Below are 23,411 nucleotides of genomic sequence, written 5' to 3'. Positions count from 1 at the left end.
GAACCAAGAAACACGAACCACGACTCAATACTCAATACTCAATACTCAATACTCAATACTCAAAAATGACAATTTTAGATAACATAATTGCTTATAAACTTAAAGAGGTTGCAGCCAAAAAAGAAGCAATCCCAACTCGTTTGTTGGAGAAATTTCCACTTTTTGCAAAGGAAACCAAATCATTGGCGGAAGCGTTGCGCATTTCAACAACGGGAATTATCGCCGAGCACAAGCGCCGTTCGCCCAGCAAATCGGTGATCAACGACAAGGTTTTGTTGCCCGAAGTTGTTTCAGGCTACGAACTTGCGGGCGCAAAGGGAATTTCGGTTTTAACGGATTCCAACTTTTTTGGCGGTTCGCTCGATGATCTTTTGGTTGCTGAAAAAACGGTTTCCATCCCCATTCTTCGGAAGGAATTTATCATCGATCCCTATCAAATTTACGAGGCAAAAGCTTACGGTGCCGATGCAATTTTGTTGATTGCGGCTTGTCTTTCGGCGGAAGAATTGAAACAGTTTTCGTTTTTGGCAAAAAGCTTAAAACTTGATGTTTTATTGGAAGTTCACAATTCCGAAGAACTTCAAAAATCATTATTGCCGAATGTGGATATGATTGGCGTAAACAATCGAAACCTTAAAAATTTCAAGGTAAATATCGACATCAGCAAAAAACTGTCCGAAGAAATTCCGGCCGATTTCGTGAAAATTTCCGAAAGCGGAATCAGCGATGTGGAAACCATAAAAGAGTTGAGAACTTACGGTTTTGAAGGATTTTTGATTGGTGAAAATTTTATGAAAACCGAAAATCCCGGCGAAACGGCCAAACAATTTATTCAAAATTTGAGATGAAACCACTTTTAAAGATTTGCGGAATGAAACACAACATTGCCGAAGTCGCCGCGCTTCAGCCCGATTATTTGGGTTTTATCTTTTACGAAAAAAGTCCGCGTTATTTTGAGGGGGAGATTCCTTCGCTATCGCCCGGAATTAAAAAGGTTGGGGTTTTTGTGGATGAAAAGATTTCAAAAGTGATTGATTTGTGCAAAAAATATTCTTTGGATGTAATCCAACTTCATGGCAATGAAACAAAAGAATATATCCTCGACTTACAGGGCTATCTCACCTTGCTTTATCCCGATGTGCTGGTGTGGAAGGCTTTTAGCGTTGACGAAGAATTCGATTTCAGCGAAATAAAAATTTTTGAAAATAAAGTGGATGCATTTCTTTTTGACACAAAAGGAAAAGAAAAAGGCGGAAACGGTTATACTTTTAATTGGGAAATTTTAAAAAATTATCCATCGAAAAAGCCTTTTATTCTTAGTGGTGGAATTGGTTTGGAAGAAGTTGATCCATTGAGAGAAATACTAAAAACAGACCTTCCCATTCACGCAATTGATGTGAACAGCAAATTTGAAACTGCACCTGGTTTAAAGGATGCAGTTCTCCTGCAAGGTTTCAAAAACCTTGTAGGTATAAACAGAAACTTATGAAATTAAACAAACAGATTCCTTCGGCTGTGTCTCGGAATTATAACGTAAACGAAAAGGGGTACTACGGCGATTTTGGCGGCGCGTATATTCCCGAAATGTTGTACCCAAACGTGGAGGAACTTCGGCAGAATTATTTAAAAATTATGGCCGAGGAATCTTTTCAAAAGGAATTCCGACAATTGCTGAAAGATTATGTGGGGCGACCTACTCCACTGTATTTTGCAAAGCGTCTTTCGGAAAAATACAGTACTAAAATTTATTTAAAACGCGAAGACCTCTGCCACACGGGGGCGCACAAAGTGAACAACACCATCGGCCAGATTTTAATGGCTAAACGGTTGGGCAAAACACGAATCATTGCGGAAACTGGCGCGGGCCAACACGGCGTAGCCACCGCCACGGTTTGTGCTTTGATGGGATTGGAATGCATCGTTTTTATGGGCGAAATCGACATAAAACGCCAAGCGCCAAACGTAGCCCGAATGAAAATGCTGGGCGCGAAAGTGGTTCCCGCAACAAGCGGCAGTAAAACCCTGAAAGACGCCACAAACGAAGCCATCCGCGATTGGATAAACAATCCTTTGGACACACATTATATTATCGGCAGCGTGGTTGGTCCGCATCCGTACCCCGATATGGTGGCGCGGTTTCAAAGCGTGATTTCAGAAGAAATAAAAATGCAGCTCCGTGAAAAAGAAGGACGCGAAAACCCAGACTTTGTCGTAGCCTGCGTGGGTGGCGGCAGTAATGCCGCAGGTGCTTTTTATCATTATTTGAACGAACCGGAAGTTGGAATAATCGCCGTGGAAGCCGCCGGAAAAGGAATTGACAGTGGAGAAAGCGCCGCAACCTCGGTTTTGGGAAAAGTGGGGATTATCCACGGCAGTAAAACCTTGTTGATGCAAACCGCGGACGGACAAATCACCGAGCCCTACTCTATTTCGGCAGGTTTGGATTATCCCGGCGTGGGGCCTATGCACGCCCATCTTTTTGCCAGTGGCCGCGGTGAGTTTATTTCGATAACTGATAAAGAAGCGATGAAGGCAGGACTTGAACTTTGCAAACTTGAAGGCATTATTCCTGCCATTGAAAGCAGCCATGCTCTGGCAATTTTTGAAACCAGAAAATTCAAAAAAGATGATGTGGTTGTAGTGAATTTGAGCGGACGCGGGGATAAAGATTTGGATACGTACATTAAATATTTCAACCTGTAATTAAGACCTCACAGGTTTCAAAAACCTGTGAGCTATTTCTATATTATGAACAGAATTCAAAGTAAACTTTCAGAAAACAACCTACCTGCCAAACTGCTTTCCATCTACTTCACCGCAGGTTATCCAAAATTGGACGACACGGTGGAAATACTTCAGCAATTGGAAAAAAACGGCGTGGATATGGTAGAAATCGGGTTGCCTTTTAGCGACCCTTTGGCGGATGGACCTACCATTCAAGCCAGTTCGCAAACGGCTTTAAAAAATGGCATGACTACCGATTTGCTTTTTCGGCAATTGAAAGACATCCGAAAAACGGTTTCCATTCCCTTGATTTTGATGGGATATTTCAATCCCGTGCTCCAATTCGGGGTGGAAAATTTCTGTAAAAAATGTGCTGAAATTGGTATTGACGGCTTGATTCTTCCCGATCTTCCTTTGGCGGAATATGAGGAACATTATGCCGAAATTTTCAGAAAATACAACCTTATAAATATTTTTTTGATAACGCCCCAGACTTCCGAAGAACGCATCCGGCAGATTGACGCAGCTTCCGAAGGCTTTATTTATATGGTGAGCAGCGCGAGTGTTACCGGAAGCTCCTCTGGTTTTGGAGAGGAACAGGAAAATTATTTTAAAAGGATTGCTTCGCTTTCACTTAAAAATCCACAGATTATTGGTTTTGGCATAAATAATTCGGAAACATTTCAGCAAGCAACAAAACATGCCAAAGGGGCAATCATTGGCAGTGCCTTTATAAAAATGCTTTCGGCAAAAGGAATAGCAGGAATTTCAGCATTTATAAGCGCTATCCGCAAGGTTTAACCATTCTTTAGCAAGGGTTTAAGGGAATTTGTGATTTGGTTTTTCTATTTTAGAGGTTCAATTAAAAACGAAAAATAGAACTATTATGGAAAAGAAATTTGAAAGAAAGACAGAACAAAAACATCCCACAAACCCAACGGGAAAGACAAATAAGCAAACCAATGAGTTTGACATAGATGAGAAAACCATCAAAAAACAACAAAATAAGAAGTAATGGGCAAAGGTGACAAAAAAACAAAACGGGGCAAGATTAGTATTGGCAGTTTCGGCAAATTAAGGCCGAAACGAAAAAAATTTAACGTGCGCCCAAAACCAACCAAGGACGCCCAAATTAAAGAAACTTAAAATAGATTGATTTTCGTTTTAAGTTGAATAAAAAGGTTTTTGAGAACAGATTTTAGTTCTTAAAAACCTTTTTTAATGCCAATAATCGTCAATAAAACAATTTTTTTAGGAATTCCCCCTGCAAGGGCTAGGAGGCTTCACTATCTTTGCAACCAAATGATATTTACGTAAATGAACCAACCCGTTTCTGGATTTTCAAAAAAAACCAAGCAGGAAAAGATTGATTGGCTTGCAGAAAATTATCTGCAAAACAATCCTGATGCCGTGCAAATCCTAAAAAAGTATTGGAATGAAGACGCCCAACTACAGCAGCTTCACGACGATTTTATAGAAAATACACTCTCCAACTATTACTTGCCCTTTGGCATTGCGCCCAACTTTTTAATCAACGGAAAACTCTTCGCATTACCGATGGTTACCGAGGAAAGCTCGGTGGTTGCAGCCGCCAGCAATGCCGCAAAATTTTGGCTTGAACGCGGCGGATTTAAGGCTGAAGTGTTTTCCACTGAAAAAAATGGTCAAATCCATTTCAATTTCTACGGAAGTGAAAAAAGTATCGAAGCATTTTTTGAAGCAGTAAAACCGAAACTTCGCAAAAGCATCCAATCCATCGAAAAAAATATGAAAGCCCGTGGCGGCGGTCTTTTGGAGCTTTCTTTAGTAGATAAATCGCATATTCTCGATGGCTATTTTTACATTCACGCAACTTTTGAAACGCTGGACGCCATGGGCGCCAATTTTATAAACAGTTGTTTGGAGCAAATGGCACATACGTTTGAGGAGGAAGCGAAGCATTTTGAACCTTTTCAGCAAAAGGAAACTTATCCCGAAGTGGTGATGAGTATCCTTTCAAACTACGTTCCCGAATGTTTGGTGCGTGCCGAAGTAAGCTGTAAAGTAGAGGAATTGACTACCAAACATTACGATGGAAAGCAGTTTGCTGAGAAATTTGTCCGTGCCATTGACATCGCAAAAACCGAAAGCCGCCGCGCAGTGACTCATAATAAAGGCATTATGAACGGGGTTGACGCGGTTGTTTTGGCAACGGGAAATGACTTCCGCGCGGTGGAAGCGGGGGTTCACGCCTATGCCGCCCGAAACAGCTATTACGGCAGTTTGACGCACGCAAAAATTGAGGATGATGTTTTCACTTTTTGGATTGAATTGCCATTGGCCGTTGGAACTGTTGGCGGATTGACATCACTCCACCCATTGACAAAACTGGCTTTTGAAATCCTCCAGAAACCAAATGCCAAGGAGTTGATGAAGATTATGGCCGTTGCAGGGCTTGCTCAAAACTTTGCTGCTGTGCGATCATTAGTTACTACCGGGATTCAGAAAGGCCATATGAAAATGCACCTGATGAATATTTTGAACCAGTTGCACGCTACAAAAGAAGAAAAAAATGAGGCTTTAAATTATTTTAAAGAGAATGCAGTTTCACATAGCGCAGTTGTTTCTTTTTTGGAAAACTTTAGAATGTAGTTATGCAGAAATTCCATAGCAACGGAAAATTATTGCTCACTGGCGAGTACGTGGTGCTGGATGGTGCCATCGCTTTGGCCATTCCCACAAAATACGGGCAGTCTTTGGAAGTTACCGTTTCAGAAAAAGAAGGAATTCACTGGAAAAGCTTCGATGAAAATGGAGCGGTTTGGTTTGAGGGTTTCTTCGACTTAAAAACTCTTGAAGGTAAAAACCAGCGGAGTGAACTTTCCAAAACACTTTCAAAAATACTTATTGAGGCCAAAAAGCTGAATCCAGATTTTCTGCTAAAGTGTGATGGAATTTTAGTTGAGACCCAGTTAGACTTTCCGCTGAATTGGGGCCTGGGCACCTCCTCAACCTTGATAAACAATATAGCGCAGTGGGCAGAAGTGGATGGTTTCGCTTTGCTCGCCAACAGTTTTGGCGGAAGCGGGTATGATATTGCCGCCGCGCGAAGTGACGCTTCTATTTTATACCAATTGAACCACGGAAAACCACAGTTCAAAAAAATAAAACTGCCGTGGAACTTTTCAGATTCCTTATTTTTTGTGCATTTGAATGAAAAGCAGGATAGTAAAGAAGGTATTGCGCATTACAGAAATGCTTTGGTGAAAGAAAAAGACATTCAAAGAATTTCAGACATCAGCAATAAGCTGTTGGCTTGTGATTCGCTTTCAGATTTTGAAAATTTGATGGATGCACACGAGGAAACTATTTCAGAAATTATAAATCTTCAAACGATAAAATCAAAACTTTTTAAGGATTTTCCAGGAACTATTAAAAGTCTGGGCGCCTGGGGCGGCGATTTTGTTTTGGTTACGGGCGATGTTTCTGATATGGATTATTTCAGAAAAAAGGGGTATAAAACGGTAATTCCTTTTGATGAGATGATTCTGAAAACAACTTCTTAAGAAAAGGTTATAAAACAAAAATCCCCAAACAGAAACCGTTCGGGGATTAAATGTGGTGCCTCCAAGAATCGAACTAGGGACACACGGATTTTCAGTCCGTTGCTCTACCAACTGAGCTAAGGCACCATTATTGAGACGGCAAATATAAAGCTATTTTCGTTTTTGCAAAACAATAATTAAAAAAATAAACAGATAATCTTTTCTCAATTTAATAGAGCCTTAACAATTACTTCCTTAGGGTAGTTGTATTTTTATCGCCTTATTGAAAAAAATGAATCTTGTAATTGACGTTGGGAACACACTTGTAAAGCTCGCTGTGTTTGATTCTGGAATTCTCAAACACAAAAAAACCTGCGTAAAGACAGATTTTTTACCCACGCTTGCCGAATTTTCGGAAAATTTCAACTCCATAACCAATAGCATTGTTTCCTCGGTTGCCAATCTTTCTGACCATCAACTTTCAAAACTGGAGCAGCTCGGCAATGTTCTCTTGCTAGATCATGAAACCAAGGTTCCATTTAAGAATAAATATGGCACCCCAAAGACTTTGGGCATAGACCGCATTGCGTTAGTAAGTGCGGCAGCCCATACATATCCAGACACTAATGTTTTGGTTATCGATGCCGGCACGTGTATTACCTACGATTTTTTGAACTCCGAAAACGAATATTTGGGAGGTGCTATTTCACCCGGCCTGGCTATGCGCTATAAATCATTGCATACGTTTACTGATAAATTACCGTTATTGGAAGCAAACAATCCAAAAGCATTAACCGGAAATAGCACCGCAACCTCTATACATTCTGGAGTCGTTAATGGAATTTTGTATGAAATAGATGGTTTTAGTAAAGCATACAAAAATCATTACGAGAATTTAACAGTTATTTTAACAGGAGGAGACGCACATTTTTTGCGAGATACCATAAAAAATGACATCTTTGCCAACTCAAATTTTTTATTGGAGGGCTTGAACCATATTTTAGAATATAACAAACATTGATGTTTAGACAGATATTAGTCGGTTTATTTATACTTATTGCAGGTGTAACAGTGGCCCAAGAAGGAACCACATCTCCATATTCCTATTACGGTATTGGTACATTAAAATTCCGTGGTACGGTTGAGAACAGGTCTATGGGAGGATTAGGGGTTTTCTCAGATAGTATTCACCTGAATCTTCAAAACCCCGCTTCGTATTCAGGTTTACGTTTGGTCAACTTTTCGGTGGGCGGAAGCCACAAAGCCTCAACCCAGAAAAACGAAACTGCAAGTCAAAATACTTCCACTACTACCTTGGATTATATTGCAATGGGCATTCCCATGGGCAAGTTTGGGATGGGGTTTGGAGTAATTCCATATACGGCAGTAGGCTATGATTTTAATTCTGAATTACCCGACGGACTTACTCAATATGAAGGAAGTGGCGGGTTAAATAAAGCATACCTTTCTCTTGGCTATCAAGTAACACCTGAATTGAGTTTGGGGGTTGATGCCAATTACAACTTTGGAAAGATAGAAAATACGGCAACCACCCAAAAGAACAACCTGCAGTATGGCACTCGGGTTTTTAACAGGTCAGATATTTTGGGCTTCAGCTTTAACTTTGGAGCTATGTACAAGCGCATGGTTACCGAAAAACTAGAATTTACCGGATCCGTTACCTTTACGCCCGGCACGAGTTTTACATCAGAAAATTACAGAAGGATTGCTACGGTATCCATTCTTCCTGTTGGAATTTTCACCGTGGATGAAAGAGAGATTACAGTAGCCGATACCGATTTTACCTTTCCCTCACAATTTACCGTTGGCGCTGGTATTGGCGCTCCGAAACATTGGGCGTTGGGCGTAGAATACACCAATCAAAAAACCAGTAACTTTACCAATCGGTCTTTTAATATTGATAATATAACCTATGAAAACGCCTCAAAGTTTCGATTGGGAGGATATTATATTCCGAACTATAATTCTTTTGGAAATTACTTTAAAAGAGTGGTTTATCGCGCAGGAGCTAGGTTTGAGCAAACAGGCTTAAACGTGAACGGACAGGACATAAACGAGTTTGGCATATCTTTTGGACTAGGGTTACCCGTAGGACGATTATTCTCTAATGCAAATTTAGGATTTGAAATCGGCCGACGCGGAACCACCGACTTTGGATTGATTCAGGAAAACTTTTTTAATACATTCATTAGTTTCTCTCTAAACGACCGTTGGTTCGAAAAAAGATTATATGATTAATACCAATACATTAAATACCATGAAAACTAGATTCATTTTACTATTTACCGTTATCTTACTTTCCTTCTCGGGAAACAGTTTTGCCCAGGCACCTGACGATTGCGCTATCACTCTATCGTATTTTACAGAGCCGGCCAAAATTAAAAATTATGAAGCAGCACTTCCTTATTACGAAAAGTTAATAAAGGAATGCCCGAACTACAATCTGGCTATTTATCAATATGGCGTAAAAATGTTCGAATATTTTATCGAAGAAAAAGGCGATAAGACCAAGGTAAATGATCTTATTGAGGCTTGGGAATTGAGACTGCAGAACTTTCCCGATCAAACTAAGGAAGGTGATGTGCTTTCAACCATTGCACAGATAAAATATGATAACAACATTGGTTCAAAAGCTGAGCAATTCAAGGCGTTTGACGAAGCGTTCAAAAAAGATCCAGAAAACTTCACCAGTGGAAAGAGTCTATACGCTTACTTCTCATTGGCGGTAGATCTGCACAATGAGGGCCAAAAAGATCTTCAGGATATTTTTAATCTTTATGATGTGGTAATCGATAAAATTGATACCGAGAAGAACAGTCTAGCTTCCAAACTTACTCCTTTAATGGATAAAGAAGAAGCGGGTACAGCGCTTACCGATAAAGAACAGCGCGCAAAGGATGTTTATGAAAACAACCTTGGAGTTTACGCAACGGTGGAAGGAAGTGTAAACGGCAAATTGGGTCAATTGGCAGACTGCCCTAACCTAGTTCCGTTATATACTAAGGATTTTGAATCTAAGAAAACCGACGTAAACTGGTTGAAAAATGCAGCTGGCCGTTTAAGCGCAAAAGACTGCGACGATCCATTGTTCTTTAAATTGGTACAGGAACTTCACAAGCTTGAGCCTTCTGCAGAATCTGCTTATTATCTTGGGAAACTTGCTGAAAAAGATGGAAAGGCAAGTACGGCTCTGGACTACTTTAACCAAGCCGCAGATCTACAAACTGATAAAGGAAAAAAAGCCTCAATTTATTATAGTATAGCTGAAAACTACCGTAAAAAAGGTAGCTATGGCACGGCAAGAAATTACTACAACAAAATGCTTGAAGTAAAACCATCTGCTGGTATGGCTTATTACAAAATTGGCTCTATGTATGCCGATAGCGCCAACAACTGTGGAACAACTGTATTTGAAAAAAGAGCAATGTACTGGTTAGCCGCAGATATGATGGATAAAGCAGCCCGTGTTGACGGTACAATTGCAGGAAATGCAAAAGCCGCAGCAAGTTCTTATAGAGCTCGTGCCCCACAAGCTAGCGATATCTTTTCTGAAGGCATGGCTGGAAAAACCGTTAAGTTCAACTGTTGGGTTGGAGGAAGCGTAAGAGTTCCTAACTTATAAGAATGTACACCTATATAAATATGCTAAAAAGCGTGATGGTCCTGGTATTGGCCATCACGCTTTTTGCATGTGAAAGCAATTACCAAAACGTAAAAAAACTTAGCCTTTCAGACGGAGCTCCTATTGCCGAAGGAAAGGACATAAACTTCAAATATACCGACTCAGGAAAACTGGTGACAAATCTTTTGGCCGAAAAACTTTTGGATTATTCAAATCTCGAATTTCCCTACAAGGAGTTTCCCAAAGGGATTGAAGTTAGGTTTTGGGATGAAGACGGCAAGAAAAACACAGTGACCGCAGACTATGCAATTCAGTTTGATGAAACGGGATTGGTCGATCTGCGGGATAATGTAATAGTCATTACCGCAGACAGTGTGGTTTTAAAAGCGAATCAGCTTTATTGGGACCAAAAAAACAAATGGGTCTTTACAGACCAGCCCTATCAAATAAAATTTAAGGACGGTTCCTATAATGATGGAGCCGTTGGGTTTGACAGCAGTGAAGATTTCACTACCTTTCTATCCAGAAAAAACCAAGGAGTACAATTAGTGGACAAAACCAAAACCGAAAATGTTGAATAAAGTTTACCGTTTTTTTGAATATGCCTATCTTATCATAGCCGCGTTTTTTGCCTATGAAGCCGTAATGAACTGGCAAAGCCAGCCTTATCGGGCCTATCTATTTCTATTCTTTGTTGTTATCGCAATATTTATGTTTTTTTTCAAAAGAAATTTTAGAAAGAAAATGGAAGACCGAAATAAAAATTAGTTGGAAGTTATTAATCATCCTGAAATTTCAGCATCCGAACCCATAACTATTAACTCATAACCCTTAACCCAAAACCCTAACCCAAGCATTGGATTCCAGCATACTTATCATTATTAGCATGCTTATACTCTCTGCCTTCTTTTCGGGCATGGAGATTGCATACGTTTCCTCAAACAAGATCCATATTGAAATTGAGAAGAAACAAAACACTTTTCTCGCCGGCATCCTTAAAAAAATAACCAGGCGCCCTTCAAAATTTATCGCCACCATGCTCGTGGGCAACAACATCGCATTGGTTGTGTATGGTTTCTTTATGGGCGACCTGTTAATGGAGTTTATTCCCATTGCCGGATTCTCGGGCCTGCTTATCCAGACTTTAATTTCCACCCTCATCATCTTGCTAACGGCAGAGTTTCTTCCAAAGGTTTTCTTCCAGATTTACGCCAATAGCTTAGTGAAGATATTTGCCGTGCCCGCCTATTTTTTCTACTTTCTTTTTTCATTGATTTCCGAATTTATCATTTGGATTTCAGATTTGGTCCTAAAGTTGATTTTTAAATCGGAAGGCGATACGGTGCAATTGACCTTCAGCAAACTGGAACTTGGAAATTATATTTCGGAACAGATGGAGATTGCCGAAACCAAGGAGGAAATGGATTCGGAGATTCAGATTTTTCAAAACGCGCTGGACTTTTCCGAAGTAAAATCGCGCGAGGCCATGATACCAAGGACCGAAGTGGTAGCCGTTGATATTAATACCACGCCAAAAGAACTTGCCAAAATTTTTACGGAAACCGGCCTTTCCAAAATTCTTGTTTATAAGGAGAATATAGACGATATTCTGGGATATGTGCATTCTTTTGAACTTTTCAAAAAACCAGCAAGCATCAAGAAAGTGTTGATGCCGGTAGTTTTTGTTCCCGAAACCATGCTCATCAAGGACGTGTTGGGCATCCTGAGCAAAAAGCGAAAGAGCATAGCGGTAGTAATTGATGAATACGGTGGCACCAGCGGTATTATCACGGTGGAGGATATAATTGAAGAACTTTTCGGCGATATTGAGGACGAACACGACAGCATCGCCCTTATTGAAGAAGAATTGGGCGACGGCCATTATAAATTCTCCGCCCGGCTGGAGGTTGACTACCTAAACGAAACCTATAAACTGGATTTGGAGGAAAGTGAAAACTACGAAACCTTGGGAGGTTTGATTGTAAACCATACCGAAGAAATTCCGGAACAGGGCGAAACCGTTGAAATTGAAGATTATGTCTTTACTATTCTGCAGGTTTCAAGCACCAAGATTGAGCTGGTGGAAGTAAAAAACATTTCGGAAGATTAGATTTTCAATTATTCCACACTTTTTTCAATATACTTTTTTATTAATGGTAGGAAAATGGTATTTTCGCCCCCTAAATAGCTAAAAAAACATCCTTTAAACTTTGTCTATTTCGGCAATTAAAGGAATTTACAACCAAACCCTTTGTCTTCACGTGTGTGAAAGCGAAGCAATATAAATTACGAACATCAAATGGCAATCTTAAACAGTATTAGAAAACGCGGGATATTTCTTATCCTTATTATTGCATTGGCGCTTTTCGCCTTTATCTTAAGTGATGTATTAACCAAAGGCGGCGGCACAAAGGTCCAGGATACTATTGCCACCATAAACGGTACGGATATTTCCCGACAAAGTTTTATGGAAGAGGTTGAAGCCACACAACGCAATATGGGGCCAAACTCAAACACCTCACAAGCCATGAACATGGTTTGGGACAGAGAACTGCGAAGGGTTATTTTAGAGGAACAGTATGAAAAAGCCGGACTTTCCGTTGAAAAGGCACAGTTGGACGATGCCTTAAAATCTTCCTTGGCAAACAACCCCACTTTTTTAAATGAAGCTGGACAGGTTGATGACGGTAAAATCCAAGAGTATATTGCCAGCATTAAAGCTTCTTCCCCCGAAATGTACCAGCAATGGATCAATTTTGAACAAAATGCGGCCCAAGGCGTATTGCAACGCACCTATTTTAATATGATAAAGGGTGGCTTGCGCACAACGGTTGCCGAGGGTGAACAAGAATATCATTTTCAGAATGACAATTTGAATTTCAGCTATGTATTGATTCCCTATAGCAAAATAGCCGATGCAGATATTAAGATTACCGACGATGAAATAAAAAAATACATTGCCGCTCACCCCAACGATTACGAAGTGGATGCACAGGCAGATATTCAATATGTTTTCTTTTCTGAAGAGCCATCAGAAGCCGATATTGCAGAAGCGCAAACCGAGACAAGTGCTTTATTGAACAGCAAAGTTGAGTTCAATCAAGACACAAAGAGCAATGATACCATCCCGGGTTTCAGTAACACTAAAGATTACGAAGAATATGTAAATGCTAATTCTGACGTGCCCTATTTTGACAGTTGGATGTTCAAAAGCCAATTGCCTCCCACGGTTGCCGATACGCTTATCAACTTGAACGAAGGCGATATCTACGGTCCTTTTAAAGTTGACAACGCCTTCTATCTTACTAAAGTTTTGGAAACCAAAAGAATGCCCGACTCTGCGGACTCCAAGCATATTTTGATTCGTTACGCAGGCACAATGCGCGCACCCGAAACTATAACCCGTACCAAGGAAGAAGCGCAGAAACTTGCCGATAGCCTTTTAGGGGTGGTAAAAAAAGACAAAACAAAATTTGCTGAACTTGCATCTGAATTTTCAGATGATGGCTCCAGCCAAAACGGTGGCGACTTGGGAACCTCCACTCCTGGCAGAATGGTACCTCCATTCGACAAGTTTATCTTCAACAACCCAACAGGAACAATCGGCTTGGTAGAAACGGATTTTGGCTTTCACGTTGTGGAAGTTGGAAAGCAGTCGGAGCCTAAAAAAGCGATTAGACTTGCAACTGTTGTGAAAAACATCGAGCCTTCCAAGAAAACGACCGATGATGTTTTCTTTAGAGCTTCCAAATTTGAAGTAGCTGTTAAAGATGGCGATTTTTCTGAATTGGCAAAGTCACAAAATCTTGAGGTAAAACCAGTAAACAACCTGGGCAAAATGGAAGCCAACATTCCTGGATTAGGTGCAAACCGTCCTATTGTTAACTGGGCTTTCAATGAAGATACTAAGGTTGGTGACATTAAGCGTTTCAGCGTACCGGAAGGTTATGTAATTGCACAACTTACCCGCAAAAATGAAAAAGGCTTAATGAGCGTAGCACAGGCAAGCCCTACCGTAAAGCCTATTCTTTTAAATGAAAAGAAGGCTGAAAAAATACGTGAATCCATCAAAGGAAATACCCTAGAGGAAATTGCCCAAAATCAAAATGTAAGCGTTCAGAACGTCACAGGCGTAACTATGGCCAACCCAATGATTGCGGGAAGCCTAGAGCCCAAAGTTGTAGGCGCAGCCTTCGGCACCAAGCCAGGGGAATCTACCGGATTGATTAACGGCAGAAATGGTGTCTATAAGGTAAAAGTAACAGCTTTTAATCCTGCACCAAAAATGGAATCATACGTAAATTATGCGAACCAATTGAGCACAAAGAACGCACCGGCATCGCAAAGTGCGGTTTATAACGCCCTTAAAAAGAAAGCGGAGATTGAAGACAATCGCGCCACTTTTTATTAATAAAACCGCAACCTAATTATTAAGCCCTGTCGCAAAATTTGTGACAGGGCTTTTTCTTTAAAACTGAATCTGTAATACTTCGGAAAAACCGAAAATAACCTTTATTTTTAGGGGATTTTTATCAAAATGCACAAAATGGACAATACAGAACTAATTAAAGCAATTGAAGAAAAATATAAAAGTTTGGGCGAAAACCCCGAAACCTACCTCAAGGGGCTGCTGCAGGCAAAGCCCATAACATATTGGGACTATATTCAGGTGGACACCTTGCTTTCTCTTCAAAAAACACGAACCGATTTTAAGGATGAGGAAATCTTCGTGATGTACCATCAGGTTACGGAATTAACCTTAAAAATGATGATTCACGAAATAAAGCAACTTTCTGAAGGCGACAATCTTTCGGAAGAAATCTGGCTGACAAAATTAGACCGATTAAAAAGATATACCCGAATGCTCATTACTTCTTTTGACATTATGAAAGATGGCATGAGTTACGAGGATTATAACACATTTCGCGCTACCCTTACCCCTGCCAGTGGCTTTCAGAGTGCCCAATTCCGCATTTTGGAATTGTACAGTACAAGACTTGAAAATTTAATCAATTCTGAAGGAAGGGAAAGGTTGCCACTAAACCCGACGTTTGATGATTATTTTAAGCATGTATACTGGAAAGACGCCGGCCTAGATCGCAAAACGGGTAAAATGACACTCACGCTAAGGCTTTTCATTGAAAAATATGAAGCAGATTTTAAGGCGCTCGCGGAAAATGTGAAGGGCAAAACCTTGGAAGAACGCGTGGGCCAAATGGATAATCCTTCGGAAGAATTAAAGGATAGGCTAAAACAGTTTGACCATTTTTATAATGTGGCCTGGCCGATGGTACATTTGGACACCGCCCAGCATTACCTTAACAGCAAGGGTGAAAGCAAGACCGCCACGGGAGGCTCGGAATGGAAAAAATATTTGCACCCAAAATACCAACAACGCAAATTTTTCCCCGCACTTTGGTCTGCGGAAGAAATTGCAAATTGGGGGGAATGATTCTTTTGGGAATCGGGATTTGTTAATTTGGGATTCGTTAATTCGGGATTCGTTAATTCGGGATTTGGGTCCCGATTGCTGTCGGGCTGGGATTTGTTTTTTGGAATTTTAAAACACTATGGATATACAAATAAAACGCATATACGAAAAAGCTGCAAACCGTGACGGTACCAGGATTTTGGTAGACCGCGTTTGGCCGCGCGGCGTAAGCAAGGAAGACGCAAAACTCGACGAATGGATGAAGGAGATTGCTCCCTCAAAAGAACTTCGGAAATGGTTTGACCACAAAAAAGAACGTTTTGATGGGTTTTCAAAAAAATATAAAAAAGAATTAAAAGACCATTCCGATTTGGTGGAACAACTGTTAGAAAAAGCCAAAGAAAAACGCCTCACCCTCCTCTATGGCGCAAAAGATGAAAAACACAACCAGGCCGTAGTCTTGAAAGAATATTTGGAAGACCAATAAATTCTCCTTTATAAAACCTTTTCAGTATTTTTAAAACCAGTAAACCATCTTTGTATTATAGAATGAAGTATTTTCTTGCGCTTTTATTTCTCAGTTTTTCATTAATCGCCCAATCGCAAATCCTAAATGCCGAATCGCTTCGAAAGGTTACAGACACTTCAGGTTTTTCGGGTTCGGTAAGTCTAGGTTTTTCACTGAAACGCGATGTGAATGACTATTTCGCCTTTAGCAGTAGTACCCATCTGCAATACAAAATGAACAAACATTTGGTGCTATTGAAAAATGATATTGAACTGAAAAACATTGAAGGCAACAAATTTGAAAATGCCGGGATAACCCATTTGCGATATAACTACAAATTTCACCCTCGGATAGCTTGGGAAATATTCGCACAGGCCCAATACAACAAGGTTTCAAAAATAAATTTCAGAGGACTTGTGGGAATGGGGCCGCGTTTTAAATTGACTACTTCGGAAAATTACAAATTCTATTTGGGCACCCACATTATGTACGAGCAGGAAGAACTCAGCGATGGCGTTACCCCGATGCAACGCGATTTTAGGAGCACTTCCTATCTTTCCTTTAGTCTGTACCCAACGGAGACCATCAGTTTTGTCAGCACTACCTATTACCAACCAAAACTTAAGGATTTTGGCGATTATCGCCTTTCAAACCAGACCTCATTGCTCATAGACCTCTTTAAAAATTTCGCCTTTAAAACCAGCTATACTTTTATTTACGACGAAACCCCAGCCGTGGGAATTCCGAATTCCCAGTACAATCTGGAAAGCGGCTTTGTTTATTCTTTTGATTAAAAGTTTAAAACTTTCGTAAACATTTCCCTTTTTAAAAGACTACTTCCCTATATTTACCTTAATCACTAAAAACCACAATCACTAAAATTCCGTAACTATTATTAAATCGCAATTATGGCCACAAACAATTACTACGACCCAGCCGACCTTAAAAAATTTGGAAAAATCTCAGAATGGAGCCAAGAACTCGGCGATAAATTTTTTGAATATTACGGAAAAGTTTTTGAAGAAGGCGCCCTTTCCGCCCGTGAAAAATCGCTCATCGCCCTTGCCGTAGCACACACCGAAATGTGCCCATATTGTATTGACGCCTACTCGCAGGATGGCCTGCAGCGCGGCATAACCAAAGAAGAAATGATGGAAGCCGTACACGTGGGGGCGGCCATTAAAGGCGGTGCTACCCTAGTCCATGGCGTTATGATGATGAATAAAGTAAACAAATTGGAAATGTAGGCACGCCATTCATCGCGCGCACAGAAAAAACATACGAATATTCAGAAAAAATTTATGCTGAAAGAAAAAAAGAAAAAGCAACAGTCACTTCACAAACGCGATAGCGAATATGCCCTTGCAAATAAACAGCTCGAAAAACTCTCCAACGGTATTTTTGCCAACGGGGAGCTCCCAACGTTTTCCGAAAAAATAAAGCAGACGGACCAATTTCCGTTGCGCCCCAACAAGCTTGAGATTCTCCAAATTAACGTAGGCTATATGTGCAATCAGGTTTGCGAGCACTGCCACGTAGATGCAGGGCCGGACCGGAAGGAAATTATGACGCGCGAAACCATGTTGCAATGCTTGGAAGTAATTAAAAACACCGGCGCCCACACCTTGGACCTAACTGGCGGCGCCCCGGAAATGAACCCGAATTTTCGCTGGTTTGTAGAAGAGGCCAGCAAAGCCGGAATTCAGGATTTTATCGTTAGAAGTAATTTGACAATCATTCGCGCTAACAAAAAATATTACGACCTGCCCGAATTTTTTAAGAAACACAACGTGCACGTGGTGAGCAGCATGCCGCACTGGACCCGTGGCAAAACTGACAAACAGAGAGGCGAAGGCGTTTTCGACCTTTCGATCAAAGCCTTGCAGGAATTGAACGCGGTAGGTTACGGCATGCCGGACAGCACCCTGCGGCTGGATTTGGTGTATAACCCCAGCGGCGCCTTCCTTCCGGGCGACCAGGCCAGTATGGAAAAGGATTTTAAAAAAGCCTTGCTTGAGGATTTCGGGATACATTTCCACAATCTTTTTGCTATTACCAACCTGCCGATTTCCAGATTTTTGGATTATTTGATTGCTTCGGAAAACTATGAGGATTATATGTATTCCCTGGTGGAAGCGTACAATCCCGCAGCGGTAAAAAACGTGATGTGCCGTAATACCATTTCGATAAGTTGGGATGGGTTTTTGTACGATTGCGATTTCAACCAAATGCTGGAATTGAAGGTCGCAAGTAAGATTCAACACGTTTCGGAATACAACGAGGATGTTTTAAACGATAGAAAAATAATTATTTCGCAGCACTGCTATGGTTGTACGGCGGGCGCCGGGAGCAGCTGCCAAGGCGCCGTGGCGGAGTAAAGGATCGATTGTAAATATGCTTCCATGAAACAATTTTCACTTCTCACATTACTGTTTCTAATGGCAACGAGCAGCATCGCCCAAAAAAACGTGGAAGAATTGCTCGAAGCCTACAATACCCGCAGCGTACCTTACATGTCAGTGGAAGAATTGCGAATGTTTCAAATGAACGATGCCGTAACAGTTCTGGACGCCCGCGAGCCTGAAGAATTTGCGGTAAGCCATATAAAATCTGCAATAAATGTGGGTTACAACGACTTTACTTCTGAAGAAAAACAACTTCAAAATCTAAACAAGAATATTCCCGTAGTCGTTTATTGTTCGGTGGGAATCCGTTCCGAAAAGATTGGCGAAAAATTAAAAAAAGCAGGATTTACGAAGGTTAAAAATCTCTACGGTGGTATCTTTGAGTGGAAAAACAAGGGCTACCCCGTCTTCGATTCCGCGGGAAAGGAAACTGAAAATGTACACGCCTTTTCCACGCATTGGAGCCAGTATTTGAACGCGGGAAACCCTGTTTATTGAAACAAATTTACTTTAACGCGCTTCATAAGGCGCGTCAGCAGAACTCTACAAAATGGCATTATTAAATTCCAAAGAAACCAGTAGCGATAACGAAATGGCCCGTGATTTCTACTTTCCTACCTCCAAAAAAGCGCTGATTATTTTCACCCGAAACCCAGAACTTGGTAAAGTGAAGACCCGGCTCGCCAAATCGGTGGGCGATGAAAGTGCTTTGGAAATCTATAAATTTCTGCTGAAGCACACCGTAGCAATTACCAAAAATTTAAACGTTGATAAATACGTGTTTTATTCCGAGAATATCCACCGTGAGGATATTTGGGATCCTGAAATTTTCAGAAAAAAACTGCAAACCGGCACCGATTTAGGCGAAAAGATGCAAAATGCTTTTTCAGAATTATTCGAAATGGGCTACGAAAAAGTTCTCATTGTGGGAAGCGATATTTTCGAACTGGGCCAAAGTGACATTGAAAACGCCTTCGAAGTTTTGCAGACAACCGAAACGGTAATAGGCCCTGCCACCGATGGCGGCTATTATTTACTGGGAATGAAAGAACGGAACGCTGCATTATTTCAAAATAAAAACTGGGGCACGAGTACGGTTTTGGAAGAAACGGTGGCCGATTTAAGGCAAAAGAAATACGTTTTATTGGAAGAGCGTAATGATGTGGATTATTATCAAGACATTAAAGAGATTGATGCTTTTCAGCAATTTTTACCTCCTTATTTAGACAAAAACTTTTTATAAAAATGAGCATTTTAAAATACATTGAGGAAGCCGCAGATTTTCTAAAACAGCGCGGTTTCGATACACCCGAAGTTGGAATTATTTTAGGCACGGGCCTCGGAAAATTAATTGAAAAAGTGGCAATTGAAGCCGAGGTAAGCTACAACCACATTCCAAATTTTCCCACCGCCACCGTGGAATTCCACAAAGGAAAATTGATTTATGGCACTTTGGAAGGAAAAAAGGTAGTATTGATGCAGGGTCGATTTCACGTTTATGAAGGCTATTCGCTGCGCGACGTTACCTTTCCCGTGCGCGTAATGCACCTTTTGGGAATCAAACATTTGCTGGTGAGCAACGCATCGGGAGCTATAAACCTCAACTTCAAAAAAGGCGAAATAATGCTGATTGACGACCATATCAATCTTCAAGGCGACTCGCCTCTCGCCTTCCGCGGTGTTGAGAAAATGGGCGAACGTTTTGTGGATATGAGCGCGCCCTACAATGTTGAAATGAACCAGAAAATGGAGCAGATTGCTTCCGAAAAACATATAAAATTGCACCAAGGCGTTTATGCCAGCGTGGTTGGGCCGCAATTGGAAACCCGCGCGGAATACCGCTATTTAAAAATTATAGGTGCCGATGCCGTGGGAATGAGCACCGTGCCAGAGGTTATCGTAGCCAATCATTTGGGCTTACGCGTTTCTGCCGTTTCAATCCTTACCGATGAATGCGACCCCGACAACCTGCAACCTGTGGATATTGAAGAAATAATCGCAATGGCCGCCAAAGCAGAGCCGGATATGATTACATTATTCACAGAATTAATCAAACAACTTTAAAAGTATACCATGAGCTATCTCGATACCACCAACGATGTTTACAAACAAGCCGCACTCACCCCAGATGTTGGGTTATGTTGCACCACCAACCCTATTTGGGAACTTCCCGGATTGAAAATTCCGAAGATTATGCAGGAAATGAATTACGGCTGCGGAAGTACCGTAAACGCCCGCGACCTCACCAACAGTCCGAAAATATTGTACGTAGGCGTAGGCGGTGGAATGGAACTGCTTCAATTTTCATATTTCAACAGAAACAAAAGCGGCGTCATAGGCGTTGATACTGTTGATGAAATGCTGGAAGCATCCCGAAAAAATTTCATGGAAGCTGAAAAATTAAACCCATGGTTTAAAAGTGAGTTTGTCGATTTAAAAAAAGGCGATGCGCTAAACCTTCCCGTGGAAGACAACAGCATCGACGTGGCCGCACAGAACTGTCTTTTCAATATATTTAAGGCCGAAGATCTTAAAAAAGCAATTGAGGAAATGTACCGCGTTTTGAAGCCCCACGGACGCTTGGTAATGAGCGACCCGACCTGTGAGCAGCAAATGAACGAAACCCTTCGGGAGGATGCACGTCTTCGTGCATTATGCCTCAGCGGCAGTCTTCCCATCGCCGAATATGTAAAAGCATTGACTGATGTTGGTTTTGGTACTATAGAAATCCGAGCGCGCAAACCTTACCGCATCCTCGACACAAAAAACTACCCAACGGATGAGTTGATTTATATTGAATCCATTGAAGTGGCTGCAATAAAAGACCCGATGCCCGAAGACGGCCCCTGCGTTTTCACGGGAAAAGCCGCAATCTATTACGGAAGCGAAGACTATTTTGATGATAAAAAAGGCCACGTTTTACTGAAAAACCAGCCTTTGGCAATCTGCGATAAAACAGCGGGAGCCATTGCAAGTTTAAATCGAGATGACATTTTTATCAGCGAATCAACTTTTCATTATGACGGCGGCGGATGCTGCTAAAATGCATTGAGAATTTCCATATAAAAACCGGACAGCTAAAAAGTACGTAAGTCTTTTATCCATCGAAAAAACCTTAAAAGATGATATTGATAATACTTTTTATTGCTGCCTGTTTTTTGGCTTTCAGCAATGGTGCCAATGATAATTTTAAAGGAGTTGCCACGCTTTTCGGAAGTGGCACCACCAATTACAAAAAAGCGATAACTTGGGCCACGGTAACCACCTTTGCTGGGTCTGTTGCCGCAATTTTTTTGGCTGAAACTTTAGTAAAAAATTTCTCCGGAAAAGGATTAGTGCCGGATAATTTGATACAGAATCCCACTTTTGCAATCTCCATTGCCTTGGGAGCGGCATTGACGGTTTTTCTGGCCACAAAAATAGGAATGCCCATTTCTACCACCCACGGCTTAGTTGGAGCATTGTTCGGCGCCGGATTTATGGCTATCGGCTCAGATTTCAATTTTGAAAAATTGGGAAGTGCGTTTTTAATTCCACTTATTGCAAGTCCACTGATGGCGGCGGTTTTGAGTTATCTCTTGTATATTATTTTTCGGAACACGCGTAAAAAGCTCGGCATCGGCAAAAAGAGTTGCCTTTGTGTTTCAGAAAAGCAAACCGCCGCGCAACTAGCCAATTCAAATTTAAAAATCCAAACCCATTCCAGCATAGAAATAAGCACCTGTAAAGCAGGCTGTTCCGAAACTTACGATGGAAGGATTTTAGGCATCACTTCGCAAAAAGTGCTGGACACTTTACATTACATCAGTTCAGGTGTGGTAAGCTTTGCCCGTGGTCTAAACGATACGCCTAAAATAATGGGATTGTTGATAATTATAAGCGCACTGGAATTGCACTGGGGAATGCTGGCAATCGCAATTACAATGGCGCTCGGGGGTCTTCTCAACGCAAAAAAAGTAGGAGAAACCATGAGCAAAAAAATTACACCGATGAATTCGGGACAGGGCTTTACCGCAAATATGATTACCGGGCTTTTGGTTACTACTGCAAGCATCCACGGAATGCCGGTTTCAACTACGCACGTTTCCGTGGGATCTATTTTTGGAATTGGCACCGTTACCAAAAAGGCCAATCCGAAAGTGATTTATAAAATTCTTCTATCTTGGGTGTTGACCCTGCCAATGGCTGCCATAATAAGCGGACTTTTGTTTAAAATTTTTGAAAGTATATTGTAAGCAATTGTTTGAAAAGTGACTATGTTAAGTCATTGATGGAAAAATATATTGAAATATTTAAAACATCCTACCACGGCTACTTCAACTATCTGTGGAAGGAGATAACGCATTTCCATTGGGAAAACTATTTCTATGGATTGATACTCGTTTCTTTAATAGTCTGGGTTTTGGAGTTGCTCTTTCCGTGGCGGAAGAACCAAAAAGTTTTTCGAAAAGACTTTTGGCTGGACACTTTTTATATGTTCTTCAATTTTTTTCTGCTGAATTTAATCGTGCTCATTTTTCTCTCAAATGCCACGGCTGAACTGTTCAACGATCTTTTGGGAATGGTTGGATTGGAACTTTTGGATTTCCAACTTCTGGATTTGGATGCGCTTCCCTTCGGATTAGGGCTTTTAATATTCTTTCTCGTTACCGATTTTGTGCAATGGAACACGCATCGTCTGCTGCACTACTCCCCTTTTCTGTGGAATTTTCACAAACTGCACCATTCGGTAAAAGAGATGGGATTTGCGGCGCATCTTCGCTACCATTGGATGGAACCCGTGGTTTACAAATCTATTCTTTACATACCGCTCGCCATCATTGGAGGTTTTGATGTGGAATCGGTTGCGATTGTCCATTTCTCGGCACTCGCAATCGGGCATTTAAACCACGCCAATTTGGGTTGGGATTACGGGTTTTTAAAATATATTTTCAACAATCCAAAAATGCACATTTGGCATCACGCTAAAGTTTTGCCAAAACACGCACAATACGGTGTTAATTTCGGGATCAGTCTAAGTGTTTGGGATTATCTTTTTAAGACAGATCACATTCCGCATGACGGCCGTGACATTGCTCTGGGCTTTGATGGTGATGAAAATTTTCCATCAAAATTTATCTCGCAGGAGTTATATCCCATAAAAACCAAACGTCGAAATAGTTCGTAACTATTTTAA

The 23,411-nt window shown here is 41.0% G+C and carries 26 protein-coding genes and 1 tRNA gene; 26 read left to right on the top strand and 1 reads right to left on the bottom strand.

The features are described 5' to 3' along the window. Positions 1-65: 65 nt before the first annotated feature. The 8 genes from trpC (at position 66) to MB09_RS11310 (ending at position 6,269) form a co-directional block, all read left to right on the top strand. The gene (gene trpC, locus MB09_RS11335; RefSeq protein ID WP_045081033.1) at positions 66-848 is read left to right on the top strand and encodes an indole-3-glycerol phosphate synthase TrpC; all 783 of its coding nucleotides are present in this window, start codon (positions 66-68) and stop codon (positions 846-848) included. After that, the gene (locus MB09_RS11330; protein ID WP_045081032.1) at positions 845-1,489 is read left to right on the top strand and encodes a phosphoribosylanthranilate isomerase; all 645 of its coding nucleotides are present in this window, start codon (positions 845-847) and stop codon (positions 1,487-1,489) included. Before trpC ends, MB09_RS11330 begins: the two co-directional genes overlap by 4 nt. Next, positions 1,486-2,703: a tryptophan synthase subunit beta gene (trpB, locus tag MB09_RS11325; protein WP_045081031.1), complete on the top strand. Its 1,218-nt coding sequence runs from the start codon at positions 1,486-1,488 to the stop codon at positions 2,701-2,703. The genes MB09_RS11330 and trpB overlap by 4 nt, the downstream gene beginning before the upstream one ends. Positions 2,704-2,748: 45 nt before the next feature. After that, positions 2,749-3,525 carry a tryptophan synthase subunit alpha gene (gene trpA / locus MB09_RS11320; RefSeq protein ID WP_045081030.1) on the top strand — a complete coding sequence of 259 codons (777 nt, stop codon included), beginning with the start codon at positions 2,749-2,751 and terminating at the stop codon, positions 3,523-3,525. Between the two features lie 85 nt (positions 3,526-3,610). After that, complete coding sequence (locus tag MB09_RS16535) at positions 3,611-3,739, top strand: hypothetical protein (RefSeq protein ID WP_262987129.1); 129 nt, start codon at positions 3,611-3,613, stop codon at positions 3,737-3,739. Continuing rightward, entirely contained in the window at positions 3,739-3,870 is a 132-nt protein-coding gene (locus tag MB09_RS15775; RefSeq protein WP_076692428.1) for a 30S ribosomal protein THX, read from the top strand. Before MB09_RS16535 ends, MB09_RS15775 begins: the two co-directional genes overlap by 1 nt. Positions 3,871-4,041: 171 nt before the next feature. After that, the gene (locus MB09_RS11315) at positions 4,042-5,355 is read left to right on the top strand and encodes a hydroxymethylglutaryl-CoA reductase, degradative (protein WP_045081029.1); all 1,314 of its coding nucleotides are present in this window, start codon (positions 4,042-4,044) and stop codon (positions 5,353-5,355) included. A gap of 2 nt (positions 5,356-5,357) precedes the next feature. Then, entirely contained in the window at positions 5,358-6,269 is a 912-nt protein-coding gene (locus MB09_RS11310; protein ID WP_045081028.1) for a GYDIA family GHMP kinase, read from the top strand. A gap of 53 nt (positions 6,270-6,322) precedes the next feature. Here the strand turns inward: MB09_RS11310 and MB09_RS11305 are convergent. Beyond that, positions 6,323-6,395 (bottom strand) — tRNA-Phe (locus tag MB09_RS11305). A gap of 145 nt (positions 6,396-6,540) precedes the next feature. On the opposite strand from MB09_RS11305, the gene MB09_RS11300 reads away from it, so the two are divergent. The 18 genes from MB09_RS11300 (at position 6,541) to MB09_RS11215 (ending at position 23,402) form a co-directional block, all read left to right on the top strand. Beyond that, complete coding sequence (locus MB09_RS11300) at positions 6,541-7,269, top strand: type III pantothenate kinase (protein WP_045081027.1); 729 nt, start codon at positions 6,541-6,543, stop codon at positions 7,267-7,269. Continuing rightward, entirely contained in the window at positions 7,269-8,507 is a 1,239-nt protein-coding gene (locus MB09_RS11295) for a membrane protein (protein ID WP_045081026.1), read from the top strand. The genes MB09_RS11300 and MB09_RS11295 overlap by 1 nt, the downstream gene beginning before the upstream one ends. Before the next feature lie 19 nt (positions 8,508-8,526). After that, entirely contained in the window at positions 8,527-9,891 is a 1,365-nt protein-coding gene (locus MB09_RS11290) for a tetratricopeptide repeat protein (protein WP_045081118.1), read from the top strand. A 2-nt stretch (positions 9,892-9,893) separates the two neighbouring features. After that, entirely contained in the window at positions 9,894-10,472 is a 579-nt protein-coding gene (lptC, locus tag MB09_RS11285; protein WP_045081025.1) for an LPS export ABC transporter periplasmic protein LptC, read from the top strand. Next, positions 10,462-10,659 carry a hypothetical protein gene (locus MB09_RS11280; protein WP_205618096.1) on the top strand — a complete coding sequence of 66 codons (198 nt, stop codon included), beginning with the start codon at positions 10,462-10,464 and terminating at the stop codon, positions 10,657-10,659. Before lptC ends, MB09_RS11280 begins: the two co-directional genes overlap by 11 nt. Positions 10,660-10,747: 88 nt before the next feature. Continuing rightward, on the top strand, positions 10,748-12,001 hold the full coding sequence (locus MB09_RS11275) for a hemolysin family protein (RefSeq protein ID WP_045081024.1): 1,254 nt from the start codon (positions 10,748-10,750) through the stop codon (positions 11,999-12,001). A gap of 189 nt (positions 12,002-12,190) precedes the next feature. Further along, positions 12,191-14,302, top strand: a complete 2,112-nt coding sequence (locus MB09_RS11270; protein ID WP_045081023.1) for a peptidylprolyl isomerase — start codon at positions 12,191-12,193, stop codon at positions 14,300-14,302. 135 nt (positions 14,303-14,437) lie between these two features. Further along, complete coding sequence (locus tag MB09_RS11265; RefSeq protein WP_045081116.1) at positions 14,438-15,343, top strand: tryptophan 2,3-dioxygenase family protein; 906 nt, start codon at positions 14,438-14,440, stop codon at positions 15,341-15,343. Positions 15,344-15,461: 118 nt separating this feature from the next. Continuing rightward, positions 15,462-15,809, top strand: coding sequence for a DUF488 domain-containing protein (locus MB09_RS11260; protein ID WP_045081022.1), 348 nt, complete (start codon positions 15,462-15,464; stop codon positions 15,807-15,809). A gap of 62 nt (positions 15,810-15,871) precedes the next feature. Beyond that, on the top strand, positions 15,872-16,624 hold the full coding sequence (locus tag MB09_RS11255) for a DUF481 domain-containing protein (protein WP_045081021.1): 753 nt from the start codon (positions 15,872-15,874) through the stop codon (positions 16,622-16,624). 114 nt (positions 16,625-16,738) lie between these two features. Continuing rightward, positions 16,739-17,077, top strand: coding sequence for an arsenosugar biosynthesis-associated peroxidase-like protein (locus MB09_RS11250; protein WP_045081020.1), 339 nt, complete (start codon positions 16,739-16,741; stop codon positions 17,075-17,077). 54 nt (positions 17,078-17,131) lie between these two features. After that, the gene (gene arsS / locus MB09_RS11245) at positions 17,132-18,208 is read left to right on the top strand and encodes an arsenosugar biosynthesis radical SAM (seleno)protein ArsS (protein ID WP_045081019.1); all 1,077 of its coding nucleotides are present in this window, start codon (positions 17,132-17,134) and stop codon (positions 18,206-18,208) included. Between the two features lie 24 nt (positions 18,209-18,232). Next, the gene (locus MB09_RS11240; protein WP_045081018.1) at positions 18,233-18,733 is read left to right on the top strand and encodes a rhodanese-like domain-containing protein; all 501 of its coding nucleotides are present in this window, start codon (positions 18,233-18,235) and stop codon (positions 18,731-18,733) included. A gap of 52 nt (positions 18,734-18,785) precedes the next feature. After that, on the top strand, positions 18,786-19,478 hold the full coding sequence (locus MB09_RS11235; protein ID WP_084709098.1) for a TIGR04282 family arsenosugar biosynthesis glycosyltransferase: 693 nt from the start codon (positions 18,786-18,788) through the stop codon (positions 19,476-19,478). Positions 19,479-19,486: 8 nt separating this feature from the next. Further along, positions 19,487-20,299, top strand: coding sequence for a purine-nucleoside phosphorylase (locus MB09_RS11230; protein ID WP_045081114.1), 813 nt, complete (start codon positions 19,487-19,489; stop codon positions 20,297-20,299). 9 nt (positions 20,300-20,308) lie between these two features. Continuing rightward, the gene (gene arsM, locus MB09_RS11225) at positions 20,309-21,277 is read left to right on the top strand and encodes an arsenosugar biosynthesis arsenite methyltransferase ArsM (RefSeq protein WP_045081017.1); all 969 of its coding nucleotides are present in this window, start codon (positions 20,309-20,311) and stop codon (positions 21,275-21,277) included. A gap of 80 nt (positions 21,278-21,357) precedes the next feature. Next, complete coding sequence (locus MB09_RS11220) at positions 21,358-22,470, top strand: inorganic phosphate transporter (RefSeq protein WP_045081016.1); 1,113 nt, start codon at positions 21,358-21,360, stop codon at positions 22,468-22,470. A gap of 35 nt (positions 22,471-22,505) precedes the next feature. Further along, positions 22,506-23,402, top strand: coding sequence for a sterol desaturase family protein (locus MB09_RS11215; RefSeq protein WP_045081015.1), 897 nt, complete (start codon positions 22,506-22,508; stop codon positions 23,400-23,402). Positions 23,403-23,411 lie beyond the last annotated feature (9 nt).

The sequence above is a fragment of the Aequorivita vladivostokensis genome (assembly GCF_000952855.1).
Lineage (GTDB): Bacteria > Bacteroidota > Bacteroidia > Flavobacteriales > Flavobacteriaceae > Aequorivita > Aequorivita vladivostokensis.
The sequence above is the reverse complement of the archived record's forward strand: the minus strand, read 5'-3'. Positions and strand labels throughout refer to the sequence as shown.